Below are 13047 nucleotides of genomic sequence, written 5' to 3' on the forward strand. Positions count from 1 at the left end.
AGTTATATCGGCAGTCCAAGCCAGCTGAATACTCCGATCATCTTCAGGCTCATATATATCATCATAGTAATGAAAATATACCTCAACTGCTTTGCCGGCAGCTTATGAGCCACTATTACACCTACTTGTGCCATCGGTACACTCGTAGCTGCAAGCACAAGCCATGAAGTCAGGTTTACATATCCGATCGAGTGAGGTGGGATCCCCTCAACTCCAAGTCCATTAATGATATAACCGAACACCCCCCCAATACTGGTAAATATCATAATGGCAGCCGATGTCCCGACAGCCTGGTGCATTTTAAATTTTAGTACAAGTATCATTACAGGGATCATCAATATACCTCCACCGATCCCTATCATACCGCTAACAATGCCGATCGGAAAACCCCATGCAGCCCATAGAACGGGATTATCCTCAGGCTCTTGTCCTGTTTTTGGTGGTTTTATAGTAACCATCCGAAACGCACCTGCAAGAATTCCAAGAACAAAAATTATCTTTAACACTTCACCCGGGAGATGTGAAGCTATAGTAGCTCCGATCACTGCTCCGATTGCACCTGCGATACCAATAAAGATGGCTGCTCTCCACCAGACCGTACCCATCTTATTATGACCAAAGGCACTGCTCAGCACTGTTGACAGCACAACAAGCAGGTTCGTCCCGAAAGCTACCCTAATTGCAATATCAGATGAAAATCCCATAGATGTATAGACCCAGTACAGCACAGGGACCATGATAAAACACCCGCCAATCCCGAGCAGCCCGCTGGCAAGCCCGACCAACATCCCTGTGATGGAAAGTGCAATGACTGCAGTTATTAGATCCATAATCTCATCTTTTTATATGATGTCTGATCCGTATAAATCTTCATACGGCACTTATCTGCTGTAGACAACTTTCATGTAGTTATCGCATATAGAGGCTATCCCCCTCCAATTCAGGTAAATGTACAAATCAACACAATAATACAAAAAACTTAAAACTCATTGAAGACGATTTATTCCCATACATGTGGGGAACACGCAGCACGGATCTTTTCTTCTGTCAGGCGTGGGTATTCCTCGATGATCTGTTCAATGCTCTCGCTAGCAGCAAGTTTTTCCAGGATTAATTCCACTGTAATACGCGTACCTGCAATTACAGGCTTGCCCATCATGATTGCCGGGTCGGATTGGATAAGATGTCTTTGCATTATGTATACCTCTTTTTATAGATTGGAATGCAGTGATATATCTGTTCAGGGTATTTGGATGGCAGTGAAGGCAAAACGAATGAGGGCTGGATTTCTGCATAAATTGATTTTGACAGGTCATTCTTAAGTAAGCCCTTAGGGCAACAAGGTGCTATCACAGAAGTGTCAGGAATATCTGTGTAATATGAAGTATACCACAATTCAATAGCATAATTTATTTGATGAGCAACAGCTATACATTGTAACCAACCTAACATCCATGACCATGAAGCTGGAACTGCCATTTGGAAACACATCAGTATCACTAAATATCCCTGATACGCACAAGATAGAAGCAGTAGTCCCAACTAAATATTGCATTAATTCAGACCCCGAGACTATTATCCTAGAAGCACTGCAAAATCCAACAGCTAAGGGACGCTTGAGCGAAATAGTACAGCCTGGTGACAGGGTAGCCATTCTCGTTAGCGATACCACCCGCTCAGTGCCAACAGCAGTGTTATTACCCCCCCTGCTCAACAAACTACTGGCCGCCAACGTGGAAAAACAGAATATCAGCATAATATTCGGCCTGGGTATTCACCGGCACCAGACCGAAGAGGAGAGGATCAACATCGTAGGCCCGGATATCTACCGGGAATTCCAGTGTATCGACCATGATAGGGACCAGTGCATCCATCTCGGGACCACTTCAAGGGGGACACCTGTGGAAGTGTTCCGGCATGTGGCCGAATCTGACATTGTTATCTGCACAGGCAATATCGAACATCACTATTTTGCAGGATATACAGGCGGGTTAAAGGCAGTACTTCCGGGTGTCAGTTCAGGCAGGTCGATTGAAGCGAACCACGCACTGATGACAAAAGAGGGGACTACTGCCGGAAACCCGGACTGCCCGGTTCGTGCCGACATTGAGGAAGCCGGGAATATCCTTGGTGTTGATTTTATACTGAATGTTATACTCAATAGCGATAAGAAAATAGTCGGTGCAATGGCAGGACATCCTGTCAAGGCCCACAGGGCAGGGACTGCGCTGGTGGATGCAATGTACAAGCATACAGTGGAAGCTGCAGATATTGTGGTCGTATCACAGGGAGGCTGGCCCAAGGATATAGACCTGTTCCAGTCACATAAAGCACTGGAGCATGTTAAAGCCACAGTGAAGCCCGGAGGTGCCATTATCCTGGTCGCCCGGTGTAGTGAAGGACTGGGGAATACCGTATTTGAAGAATGGATCAATGCAGTGGCGGGTCCAGTGGAGGCTATTGAGCGGTTGAACAATGGTTTTTTACAGGGCGGACATAAAGCTGCACTGGTTGGTAAACTGGCTCTGAAGTTTACGTTGTATCTTGTTTCAGACCTGCCGCCTGAAGTGGCAAGAAAAGCGTATTTCAAGCCGGTTTCCAGTGTACAGGAAGCATTTGATATGGCATCGGCAGATCATGGGCCTGACGCCCGGGTCCTGGTGGTACCGTACGGCGGGTCCACACTGGTTACAGGTAGCTCCTCGCTGTCACCTGGTTTTACTTGAGGATGCCGGTATGCCTGATGATATTTACTTCTATGAAAGGACCAAAGGCAGGACGGATGGAAGATGCAGGTTCCTGTCAAATTTCTACAAGGCCATGATGATCATAGATAATAAGGAATATGCCACTGTCGAGCACTATTTCCAGTCTATGAAGCATGCAGGAACTGAACTGGAAGAAAAGATAAAGCTAGCCTCTACTCCTGCAAAATCCAAAAAACTTGCATGGACCAGGGAACTGCCGCCCGATTGGCCAGAGATGAAAGAGGGTGTTATGCTTAGAGCAATGCGGGCCAAGTTCAGCCAGCACTCCAAACTTGCTGATAGGCTCCTTGCTACAGGAAATGCCTGCTTGCATGAGGACTCGCCTACTGATATGTACTGGGGTGTGAAAGGGCTGGACAGAAGCGGTAAATTGCTAATGATGGTGAGGGGTGAACTGCTTGAAGAAACATCAAGAAAGGATTACAAATGAAGGTAATGCTTGTAACAATGAGTACTGTTTGAAGTTCAATAAAATGGTTCACGATGTATTGAGCCATTCCAGATATACATAGACTGAACAGGCTTAAAGGTAAATACCCATAAATAGTGGTCCAGGGATTTTCAGTCCATAAATGGTGCGCCAATCTCGATCAACAATTCTCCAAAGATCATTTTTTCAATAACCTGTGCAACATAACGCCGCCGCTGGTGCATCTGGATATCCTCATTCATCCTCAGTTCAGAGTCGATCTGGACACGCAGCAAGGCAAACCTGAACATCTTCTCATCCCCAATCTCCAGTTCATCCAGCTCTTCGATAATAAAAGGCAAACAGTAAGGATCGTCTATGGCCTTTGCAAGCAGTAGTATTTCATCCGGAACATTCTCTTGCTCAACAAATGCCTGTCCCAGTATTAATTGAAGCGTGTTAACAGAAATTTCCCTTTCAACATCAGAACCCATCATCTTTCATCAACCTGGAACAAACCTCCAGGTCCTCCATCGTATTAACATTCACAGCCAGCCTGTGGTTCTCAAGTATATAATTATAATCTTCCTGCTCCTTGCGTATATTGTCAGCATCAAGGATATTTATTCCAGAAGGTACGATCAACTGTCCATCCTTGTTAAAAACCGTATCGGGCCGCAGCCCATTGCTCCTGCAAATTGACAACAGGCTATATACAGAAAGCGCAGGTTGGGACACCTCATTGTACCTTTGTATTATTTCATCTATCATCTTAGAAGTGATCAGGGGCAGGTCGGCCATGACCATAATAACCGGTCCTTTGATGCCTGCCTCCTCAACAGCAGCTACCATATCAAAAACATAACCACTTCCGGGTGTATTGATCACATGGATGTCAAGGCTGCAATCTTCAAGCCATTTCAGGGTATCAGGCCCGTTGGAAGAAGCTGCTATATATATCCGGTCCACATGCCTGGCCCCTGCCAAAACATCAAGTACGTATTCAATGAGTTTCTTGCCATTGATCTCAAGCATGGGCTTTTCGATAGGCAGCTTCATGCGGCTGCCCCGTCCGCCTGCCATCACCAGGGCATCCATGCTACCAGTCCCCCCGCATAGATGGTGAATATAGTTCCAAGTGCCACCATGCGCGCCAGTTCATTGGAAGTACCGATACAATCCCCGTTAATTCCTCCGAAATGCCGTTTCGATATCACTAACACAACAACAGATGACAGCATTGCCATCACCAGTACAACAAGTCCTGCCATCCCCATCGCCACCGTACAGACAAGCGCCGAAATAAGAAAACTTACCAACAACTGCCAGGGACCGGTATTATCTGCTATCACAGACCCCATCCCCTGGTGAATGGGCTGTCCCGGGCAGGCAGTTGTGATCATGGAGTGTTTGGATGCCACTTCAGCCACAAGCAGGGATATGCCAATTCCAAATCCCCAACGAGTGCCTATCTCAAGTGTTGCAAGTGACTGGATGAACACAAATAAAAGTAAAAAATAGAATACAATAAAGGCAACACCACCAGTACCTAGAGCCATGTCCTTTAATGCTCTGACCTTTTTTTCCCTGCTGCCGTGGGCAGTGATACCATCCCCGAAATCAGACAGGGCGTCAAGGTGGTTGAAACCTGTAAATAAATAAATTGATATGATCATCAGTACTGAAAAAATACCTGGCTGGCCGGGAAGCAGGACCATTAATATGGTAGCTATTACTCCCAGGATTATGCCGATAAGTACCCCTGCCACAGGGAAAAGGTATGTCCGTTTTTGAAGGTGCACGAACCTGTCAGTTTTCCCGGCCGGTAATGTAGTTAAAAACCCAATAGCACCCAGTAGTCCGTCAAACAGGTTCATACCCCCGCCCTGGTATACATGCTTGAGGATACTCCGCCGATAAGACCTGCTATCACATCATCCATAAAGGGTCCAAGCTCACTGATAATGCCGGGTTTGAGTTTGTCGAACCTCACATACTCGAACATACCCTTGTGTCCGGCTATGTATGTGGCTATGCTCATGCCCAGCACTTCATCACATACCAAAAATGTCAGGTCCCTTTCATACGAGTCCCTGCTAAGGTTGGGCAGCTCGCCTGCCTTGCCTGCCTGTTCAAGCAGGATGCCCGCATAGACCAGGATACACAGGTTGGGGTCGCTTAAGGCCACGTCCAGTTCTTGCTTGAACACTGCTTCAGCCTTTTCTTTTGTCTCTATCCCGGGATGGGGGACATAGAGTTCCATGGCAGCTGAGAGGAGCATTTCTTCAGTTAGTCCAATTCCTGAGAGGATATCCCTGATATCACGGTCGAATGTGGTGTCGATCACTTCAGGAGTATCACTTTTTTCTGCCACCGGGCTGTCTGAGAGTTTCATGTTAATTCACTTTTTATCCTGTTCATCTTATAAGGGTTCCCATCTGAATTAAATATATTACAACCGTGGTCGACATAAACAGCAGTACCGAAGCCATGCCCACCAGCTTATTAGCCCGTGCAATATCTGCAGCCACAGGCAGGCTAAAATCTCCACCGAGCACATAATGCCCCTGTTTTTCCAGCCGTACTCCCAGTGCCCCCGCAGTCGAGGCCATGGGCCAGCCAGAGTTTGGTGAGGGTGTTTGTCCCCTGTACTTCAGGCATGTCCTGATGGCATGTACCGGGCTTCCTGTAAATACAGCCCCTACAACAATAAATATCAGGGACAATCTGGCAGGTATCCAGTTGAGGATGTCGTCAAAACGGGCAGATGCCCATCCCAGTTCAATAAATTCCTTGTTCCTGTATCCCACCATGGAATCCAGGGTGTTCACTGCCTTATACGCAAGGGCCCCTGGCAGACCCAGGATAAGATAAAAAAACAGCGGCGACAGGATCGTATCCACAAAATTCTCAGAGACCGACTCGATCACTGCTGATGCTATGTGTGGCTCATCCATACCTGACGTATCCCTGCTCACCAGTGCCTTCAGGTCATTCCGTGCTGCATCCGGATGACCAGATAGCAATCCTGTCATGATCCCGTTCCCGGAAGTCAGCAGCATCCGAAACGAGAATGTGGATTTCAGGAAATAGGCCATTAACAGCAATGTAATAGTTTTAGGTAGAATGAATTGTGTGCTCACAACCAGCAGACCTGCCAGAAAGGATATACCTGTCATAGCCGCAACCATAAACATCCCGAAACTCTTATCCTTAAACCCGGTGGCCAGACCCTGGAGGGATATGATACCCTTTCCCATCCAGACCACAGGATGAAGAATGCCTGGCGGTTCACCGAACAGGACATCCATGGCAATAGCCAGCACCAGTACCTCAATACTGTAGGTAAAGATAGCATCCGGCATATTCATAACATGGGTTCCATTACTTTTTTCCAGATGTCTTTGATATCTTCCGGTTTACCCTCGCAGGCCATCAATGCTTCAAGGATGGGATTGGCAACTTCAGGGCGGTGTACCAGGTCACACCCTTCACAGCTCCACACCTGCCCGCCCGTTGACCTTTCGACCATATGACCTCCGGTCCTTTCATCATTACAGGGATAGAAAGGACAGAAACAGAATGTACAGTCCTGGCCCTCAAAATGGCAGGGATAGTATTCACAGTTGGTCCTGCTGGCGATCTTACCCTTGTGAAGGGCCTCATCTATCTTCATCTCTGCCTGTTCCCTGCCCCACTGGGTGACTGATTCGGCCAGTGCATCTATCAGTTTTTGGTTATCTTCCCGGATCCTTACCGCCACCCTGATATAGTCCCTGCCAACCCGCCTGAATGATCCGCAGTCACGTATAAGGATTCCAAGACTGCGCAAGCGCAGGTCGATCTCCCTGGAATCCATGCTGAAATCCCGTATCCTGACCATGATGAAGTTGGTATCGCTGGGCAGCGGGTCAAAACCCCTTACAAGGGATAGATGGTTCATCAACCAGTCCCGCTCAGTATGGATCAACTCTCTTGAACGTTCAAGGTACGATGGGTCAGCAGCATGTTTTTCCAGCAACCAGGTACCCAGGGCTGTAGATATTGTACCCAAATTCCAGGGTATCCTGACATTTTCCATCCGGTTTGCCACATCAGGATGTGCAATACCGTACCCGATCCTGACCCCTGGAATGGCAAATACCTTGGTAAGGGAACGCATAATTATAATAAAGGGGTTCTCGTTAACCTTCACAGCCATGCTGTGGCCAGGGTCAGCGAGTTCAATGAATGCTTCATCGATTATCAGGAATGTTTCATTTTCCTGGCACTTCAGGGCCAGTTTTTCCAGCTCCGGCTTTGGGATAAGCGTGCCGGTTGGATTATTCGGATTGCATATGAACACAGCTTTTGACGCAGCAAGCATCTCATCGGTAATAAACCCGATATTGCGGTACACGTTCCTGTACTCGATGTGTTTTGGTACTGCACCCATCAGTTTAATGTTTAGCTCATATTCACCAAAAGTAGGTTGGGGCAATATTACAGTATCACCCACGTTCAGGATGGTCTCGGCTATTAGTCTTATCAGCTCGGAAGAGCCATTGGCAGGAATAATATTTTCAGGATCCACGCCTGCAAATACGGCAGCTGCCCTCTTAAAATCCGGATAACGATTGTCAGGATACCACTCAATATCATTAATTGCATGTATTGCAATTTTTTCGATTGCCCCCATATCAGGTGGACCTAAGGGGTTGAAGTTGGCACTGAAATCCAGTAATTCGGTCATGTTCTGTCTGGCATTTTCAGCAAACCGGCCGCCATGAGTACATTTCTGGATTTCGGCTACGGTTTTTCTAAAGGATCGATCAACATGCCTCACAATTTGGAGAATGGGGTGCTTTACTCATAACTATTTCGTATTCAATGTTAAGATACATACTCAATTTTATTTCTGATATGCGGAATAGATTTATATCTAAGTAGACAATATAGTATATAAGAGGGGTAAAAATTGAAGGAAGTCGATATTAGTGAAAATTCGAGTTGTAAGTTCAAAGGACGAAATTAGCACATTGGATTCAGATGAACAGATAGTACACCTAGCTTTCAGGCCTTCCAACAAAGACATTTTTGCCCTGGCCAATAGATGTCCCGGGCTCAAGGCACTTCACATTCCAAGTTCCTATAAAAAGACTGTTTCTAAGTCTATTGGAATGTTTTTGGAAATGCAACAAATCAAGCTTATGGAAGGCGATGTATGGGGACACCGCAAGGATATTAACGAATACTACGAGATCAAGGCAAGTATCATGGATCGGATCAGCGATCTGAAGAAGGAAGGAGTTTCTGAAAAGAAGATACACACTAAAATGACTGAGGAGACTCGACTAAGTCCTGATCTTATCAGCTTCCTCATTAAAAATTAATCTGACAATAATAATAGCGGACTCGCCGCGATTCGAACACGGGTCTGCGGGTATCTACACCAGCCGCCAGTTTTGACGGTACGGTTCCGAAGCCCGCTAGGATATCCTGGCTACCCTACGAGTCCACAACGTGTTTTGATAAAAACCCAACGTGTTTTGATAAAAACCCAAAGTGTTTTGATAAAAACCCAAAGTGTTTTGATAAAAACCCAAAGTGTTTTGATAAAAAACATCATAGAGGATTGCAAATCCTCTTAAGCGAGTGAATCATATAAAAAGTTATTCACAACAGCTATATCCAAGTTTTTAAGTGTCATCTGTATAAATAAGAATTCATGCAACCTGCCGGAAATATCCATGATCCCCTACACGGGCATATTCCCATAAGCCATCTGGAGTCTCTTCTTATCGGGACCCGTGAGATGCAACGGCTGCGGCGTATCCAGCAGTTGGGGCTTGCAGATATTGCATTTCCAGGTGCCAACCACACCAGGTATGAGCACAGCATAGGTGCTATGTATGTGGCAAACCTTATCGCACGAACCCTGGGACTGGATGAAACCGAAGTGCAGAAGGTAAGAGTGGCTGCATTGCTGCACGATGTAGGGCATTCCGCGTTCTCCCACTCTGTAGAGGCAGTACTGGCAAGGAACCCGGATTATATGCCTGTGATAAACGGGATACGATTTTCCAGCCATGAAACGTTCACGGCCCACATAATTACAAATAATTTCCCAATGTATGACAGCATAGCAGGTGAGGTAATATCCCAATTCGGGGTCGATGTCAATGTTTTCTTCAAAGAGGTCTCTGCAATGGCTACAGGGGATGTTGAGAATTCAGGGAAACCCTATCTATCCCAGATAGTGTCTGGTGATATCGATGCCGACAGGATCGATTTTCTCATGCGTGATTCATACCATACAGGTGTGTCCCTGGGACTGATCGATGTGGAGCAGATCGTCGGCAGCCTGATCCTGGATAACGACCGCATTGTGCTGGGTGGTACTGATAGTTATGAGGAAGATATGGCCATAGCGGCAGCAGAATCAATGCTTATTGCCCGCTCACACCACTATTCTGCCATTATCCATAATCCGGTAACCCAGAGCGTTCGTGCAATGCTGCTCAGGGCCCTGGAAGATACCCTTGATACGATGGATGATCGCACTGCCATTGTACTGAGTCTCTCTGAGTTCTTTACGATCTTTAATGATGGCGACCTGCTGGATTTTATCAGGCAGCAAGGTCCCCCTTCTGCAAGGGATATGCTCCAGCGCATCAGGGAAGGGAGGATATGTAATACTGCTGTACGGTTCAACCAGAAAACACTAAAACCCAGTATAAGGATGGCACTGTCCACTATTGCACGCTACGGTGCTGCCAAGAAGATGTTCGAGCGGGAATTGGCTAAGCGCTTTTCCCGGCACTATGGCATACCTGTGCTGATCGACCTGTCAGTAGCAAAGGGTGTACCAAAGGGCACCCGTATCCTGAGGGGTGGGGAAGAACACTTCCTGTATGATGAATCGGCCCTTGCCAATGGCCTGGTAAGGTCCATATCCCGCCAGATATCCCTGTGTGTGTTCTCAGGAATAAAACCAGGGGAACTGGAGGTCATATCCGGTGACATACTGGCCACGATCGAGGAGCTGTCCCCTGACCTTTTACGTTTTATCAGGAACGAGAAATACCTGAACATCGAAGGCGTTATGCTGCTGTTCTACTGCCTGCATAACATGTTCTCCAAGGAAGATGGTACGCGATTGTTGATCCCGCGCATCAGGAACATTACCTGTCTGTACGAGTTGGTCAGGCACCTGGGACTGCAGGAACGTCTGGGTAACCTGCTGGATTACCGCTTCCATGACAGGTACGGGTTCCCCTATTCGGACAGCCTGTTCGAGGATATCCAGAAATTGACAGCCATGGGCCTGGTGGACGAGGACCTGCGTTATTATGACATGAATGGTCACTGGTCCCAGAGATATGAATATGTACTGAGCAGGGAGGGTGTTGAGTACGGGAAGAGTATCGCAGGGTATTATCCTAAAGAGATGAAACAAATAAGCGATTACCTGGACCGGCACAAACACGAGATACCCAGGGATATGGTGTACATACACACGGACAGGTACAACCGATAATGTGGAAAATGGAAGGTGTGGAGGGGGCTTGAACCCCCACCGGAATATTCTATTACTCCATTCTACTCCTGCATATTCTACTCCTCTCCACTCTTCTATACTCCATCTACTCCCTGCGCCCCAGTAGATAGACCATCAGTAACCCAAGAGTAGCGAGAACGGATCCGAAACCGGGCACTCCCGTAGCTTCCTCTTCTGTGGCAGGTAAATCAGGCAAGTCAGTTCCGGCAGCTACCGCATCCCCTGTGTCCCCTGTTGTTATGGTAATGGAGTGTGCTGAGAAATGTGGTATGGATACCAACACTTCCACATCTTCAGAACCCACTACCACTAGGTATTCTGCGGCCCCGTCATCGTCATCAGGGTTCATGATATCGTCGTAATTATCTGCCATCTGTATCTGTTTCCCGTCAAAGAGAATAGTGACATTCTCTTTCTGTATGACTTCCAGGATGTCACTGCTGACACTTAAGGAAACAGTGGTGCCCTGGGAGAGTTCAGAGCTGATATTGATACTGACAGTATTGTTCTCTACCTGCTCGATAGAGATATTAAGGCTGTCATATACCACGGTACTGCTGGAATTCCCATCCTCGATGTCTACCTCGGCACCTACATCGCCAGCCATTATACCGGCCGTAACCCGACTGCGGTGGTTGAACTGTGCTTGAGTCATAACGGTTACCGGATGCGTCCTGAACATCAGCTTGGCATCAGTAACATTGGCAGTAAAGTTTTTGTTTCCATCAGTCGAAAAGTCAACTGTACCATTTTCATGGCCAATCTGTACCAGCGTGCCGTTAAGTGCACCTGAAAGGTTTACTGCGTTCTTAGCGTCGTTAACCTCACCCGAAATATCGTCGGACAGCACAAATGTCACGTTCCTGGTTCCTTTCATGTCTACCTTTATCAGTCCGTTAGGGTTATCGTGGATTTCTAGTGTGATCCTTTCTAATCCATCCTCGTCATCATCAATATCAGATTTGCTCTTCATTTCAAATCGTATCTCAGAACCACTATGCTTTATAACCGGAGACCAGTCATCGATTAAGATGCTTGAAAATACAGGAGTAGCACCCAGGGTGAAGTTCGTTATCTCGCCTGTGGAATCATTGTATTCAAAGGATACATATTTCCCATTTAATTTGTCATCGTCTTCTGCCATGAACTTCATTTGTGTCTTGGGTTTCTTCTCTTTAGCCTCGACATCCGGTTTTTCAGACTTTTCCGGTTTAATGTCAGCTTGCTGAATTATATCTTCGGTCCCTTCATCAACAATTACTAAAGTCTCTGAACTGATAATAACTTCAGTCTCAGCATTAACAATGACTTGATATTCAATGTCGGATTCGTCTTTCAATTCAATATTATAAACGAGTACATTCTTTTCTTTTTCCAGTTCGATCTCCATTACAGTCAAATTTCCTGTAACATTGAAATCATCGCTGTCACTCAGATACTCTTTTGAAACATTTATTGCATCATCTTCTGTTATCACATCACTATTACCTACTGAATCTGCTGAAGATATCAGGTTGAAAGATAATGATGCTACGAACAAAATTGAAAATATAATGACTAATCTTTTCAAACTTTCCATATTATCACCTTACATTATTGAACATGTCCAACTAATTAAAGTTTTCTCAAAAACTAATATAATCTATGATTATTTATATATATACAGTGAAATATCTGGATTAAATATCAGTTCATTAATTATAAGTCCCATAAATACATGTAGATTCGATATTGTGGAAACTCTAATATCGAATCTGGTATATGCCAGATCCATGTTAACAGCATTTGGTATTGTATGGGTCGTTTTCCTGGTCTATATATTTATGCTCTTACAGACACGAAAACAGCTCAACAGGCAGATGGAATTATTAGGACACCTTAAGGATTAGATATTCGGAAAAAAGATACCATGAGGAAAAAAGATAAGGTTACAATCTCTGTTGTAGCGATCATACTAATAGCCATCATTGGAATGTGGGGGCTGGACTTTTCATCAGAATACCTCACAGTGACTGAAGTTACCCAGAACGTCACAGCTTATATTGACCAGCCTGTATATATCACAGGTAATGTGAAGCAGGGTACGTTAAATGTCGGTACACAAGAAACTGGTTTCATATTGACAGATGGTAATGCAGATCTCGAGGTATTATACCGTGGTGACCGACCTGACGGACTGGGCGAAGGTGAGAAAGTATCTGTAAGGGGTATTCTGGTATCAAAGAATAAAGTAGAGGCTAATTTCCTTGTAATGGGATGTCCTTCAAAATATGGGGTATAACTGGGATATAACTTCATGTTCACTTTGGCTCTAAAAGGATGTTGGGAAT

At 45.8% G+C, this 13047-nt stretch carries 15 protein-coding genes and 1 tRNA gene; 6 read left to right on the plus strand and 10 right to left on the minus strand.

The annotated features are described in order from the left end of the window. Positions 1–2: 2 nt before the first annotated feature. Both HF974_08470 and HF974_08475 read right to left on the minus strand, forming a co-directional pair. Complete coding sequence (locus HF974_08470; GenBank protein MBC2698351.1) at positions 3–830, minus strand: sulfite exporter TauE/SafE family protein; 828 nt, start codon at positions 828–830, stop codon at positions 3–5. A 170-nt stretch (positions 831–1000) separates the two neighbouring features. Next, a complete protein-coding gene (locus HF974_08475) occupies positions 1001–1195 on the minus strand; it encodes a DUF433 domain-containing protein (GenBank protein ID MBC2698352.1) in 195 nt (64 codons plus the stop codon). Positions 1196–1460: 265 nt separating this feature from the next. Here HF974_08475 and larA point away from each other — a divergent pair, with 265 nt between their 5' ends. Beyond that, positions 1461–2726, plus strand: a complete 1266-nt coding sequence (gene larA / locus HF974_08480; protein ID MBC2698353.1) for a nickel-dependent lactate racemase — start codon at positions 1461–1463, stop codon at positions 2724–2726. A 10-nt stretch (positions 2727–2736) separates the two neighbouring features. Continuing rightward, complete coding sequence (locus HF974_08485; protein MBC2698354.1) at positions 2737–3198, plus strand: NADAR family protein; 462 nt, start codon at positions 2737–2739, stop codon at positions 3196–3198. Positions 3199–3329: 131 nt separating this feature from the next. Here HF974_08485 and HF974_08490 read toward each other — a convergent pair whose 3' ends face one another. The 6 genes from HF974_08490 to HF974_08515 are packed head-to-tail and all read right to left on the minus strand — an operon-like array spanning position 3330 to position 7909. Continuing rightward, positions 3330–3623, minus strand: a complete 294-nt coding sequence (locus HF974_08490) for a hypothetical protein (protein MBC2698355.1) — start codon at positions 3621–3623, stop codon at positions 3330–3332. A gap of 37 nt (positions 3624–3660) precedes the next feature. Next, the gene (locus tag HF974_08495; protein MBC2698356.1) at positions 3661–4275 is read right to left on the minus strand and encodes an NTP transferase domain-containing protein; all 615 of its coding nucleotides are present in this window, start codon (positions 4273–4275) and stop codon (positions 3661–3663) included. Then, the gene (cobS, locus tag HF974_08500) at positions 4260–5054 is read right to left on the minus strand and encodes an adenosylcobinamide-GDP ribazoletransferase (protein MBC2698357.1); all 795 of its coding nucleotides are present in this window, start codon (positions 5052–5054) and stop codon (positions 4260–4262) included. The genes HF974_08495 and cobS overlap by 16 nt, the downstream gene beginning before the upstream one ends. Then, positions 5051–5572 (minus strand): alpha-ribazole phosphatase CobZ, encoded by a 522-nt coding sequence (gene cobZ, locus HF974_08505; protein ID MBC2698358.1) that lies wholly within the window; start codon positions 5570–5572, stop codon positions 5051–5053. The genes cobS and cobZ overlap by 4 nt, the downstream gene beginning before the upstream one ends. Before the next feature lie 22 nt (positions 5573–5594). Continuing rightward, a complete protein-coding gene (locus tag HF974_08510; protein MBC2698359.1) occupies positions 5595–6548 on the minus strand; it encodes a cobalamin biosynthesis protein in 954 nt (317 codons plus the stop codon). After that, positions 6545–7909: an aminotransferase class I/II-fold pyridoxal phosphate-dependent enzyme gene (locus tag HF974_08515; protein MBC2698360.1), complete on the minus strand. Its 1365-nt coding sequence runs from the start codon at positions 7907–7909 to the stop codon at positions 6545–6547. Before HF974_08515 ends, HF974_08510 begins: the two co-directional genes overlap by 4 nt. Positions 7910–8153: 244 nt before the next feature. On the opposite strand from HF974_08515, the gene HF974_08520 reads away from it, so the two are divergent. Further along, the gene (locus tag HF974_08520; protein ID MBC2698361.1) at positions 8154–8549 is read left to right on the plus strand and encodes a DUF1699 family protein; all 396 of its coding nucleotides are present in this window, start codon (positions 8154–8156) and stop codon (positions 8547–8549) included. Between the two features lie 17 nt (positions 8550–8566). On the opposite strand, the gene HF974_08525 is transcribed toward HF974_08520, so the two are convergent. Then, positions 8567–8674, minus strand: a tRNA-Arg gene (locus tag HF974_08525). A 210-nt stretch (positions 8675–8884) separates the two neighbouring features. On the opposite strand from HF974_08525, the gene HF974_08530 reads away from it, so the two are divergent. Continuing rightward, the gene (locus HF974_08530) at positions 8885–10696 is read left to right on the plus strand and encodes an HD domain-containing protein (protein ID MBC2698362.1); all 1812 of its coding nucleotides are present in this window, start codon (positions 8885–8887) and stop codon (positions 10694–10696) included. Between the two features lie 106 nt (positions 10697–10802). On the opposite strand, the gene HF974_08535 is transcribed toward HF974_08530, so the two are convergent. Next, positions 10803–12257, minus strand: a complete 1455-nt coding sequence (locus HF974_08535; protein MBC2698363.1) for a PepSY domain-containing protein — start codon at positions 12255–12257, stop codon at positions 10803–10805. A gap of 232 nt (positions 12258–12489) precedes the next feature. Between HF974_08535 and HF974_08540 the strand changes: the two genes are divergently transcribed. Both HF974_08540 and HF974_08545 read left to right on the plus strand, forming a co-directional pair. After that, positions 12490–12606: a CcmD family protein gene (locus HF974_08540; GenBank protein ID MBC2698364.1), complete on the plus strand. Its 117-nt coding sequence runs from the start codon at positions 12490–12492 to the stop codon at positions 12604–12606. 20 nt (positions 12607–12626) lie between these two features. Further along, the gene (locus HF974_08545; protein MBC2698365.1) at positions 12627–12998 is read left to right on the plus strand and encodes a cytochrome c maturation protein CcmE; all 372 of its coding nucleotides are present in this window, start codon (positions 12627–12629) and stop codon (positions 12996–12998) included. The last annotated feature ends 49 nt before the right edge of the window (positions 12999–13047 follow it).

Source organism: ANME-2 cluster archaeon, from assembly GCA_014237145.1.
In the GTDB taxonomy this organism is placed as follows: domain Archaea; phylum Halobacteriota; class Methanosarcinia; order Methanosarcinales; family Methanocomedenaceae; genus Methanocomedens_A.

Bases quoted from the DNA above. Each gene is read 5' to 3' on its own strand.
- HF974_08470 (MBC2698351.1), bottom strand. From the start codon at position 830: ATGGATCTAATAACTGCAGTCATTGCACTTTCCATCACAGGGATGTTG.
- HF974_08475 (MBC2698352.1), bottom strand. From the start codon at position 1,195: ATGCAAAGACATCTTATCCAATCCGACCCGGCAATCATGATGGGCAAG.
- larA (MBC2698353.1), top strand. From the start codon at position 1,461: ATGAAGCTGGAACTGCCATTTGGAAACACATCAGTATCACTAAATATC.
- HF974_08485 (MBC2698354.1), top strand. From the start codon at position 2,737: ATGCCTGATGATATTTACTTCTATGAAAGGACCAAAGGCAGGACGGAT.
- HF974_08495 (MBC2698356.1), bottom strand. From the start codon at position 4,275: ATGGATGCCCTGGTGATGGCAGGCGGACGGGGCAGCCGCATGAAGCTG.
- cobS (MBC2698357.1), bottom strand. From the start codon at position 5,054: ATGAACCTGTTTGACGGACTACTGGGTGCTATTGGGTTTTTAACTACA.
- cobZ (MBC2698358.1), bottom strand. From the start codon at position 5,572: ATGAAACTCTCAGACAGCCCGGTGGCAGAAAAAAGTGATACTCCTGAA.
- HF974_08510 (MBC2698359.1), bottom strand. From the start codon at position 6,548: ATGAATATGCCGGATGCTATCTTTACCTACAGTATTGAGGTACTGGTG.
- HF974_08515 (MBC2698360.1), bottom strand. From the start codon at position 7,909: ATGACCGAATTACTGGATTTCAGTGCCAACTTCAACCCCTTAGGTCCA.
- HF974_08530 (MBC2698362.1), top strand. From the start codon at position 8,885: ATGCAACCTGCCGGAAATATCCATGATCCCCTACACGGGCATATTCCC.
- HF974_08540 (MBC2698364.1), top strand. From the start codon at position 12,490: ATGTTAACAGCATTTGGTATTGTATGGGTCGTTTTCCTGGTCTATATA.
- HF974_08545 (MBC2698365.1), top strand. From the start codon at position 12,627: ATGAGGAAAAAAGATAAGGTTACAATCTCTGTTGTAGCGATCATACTA.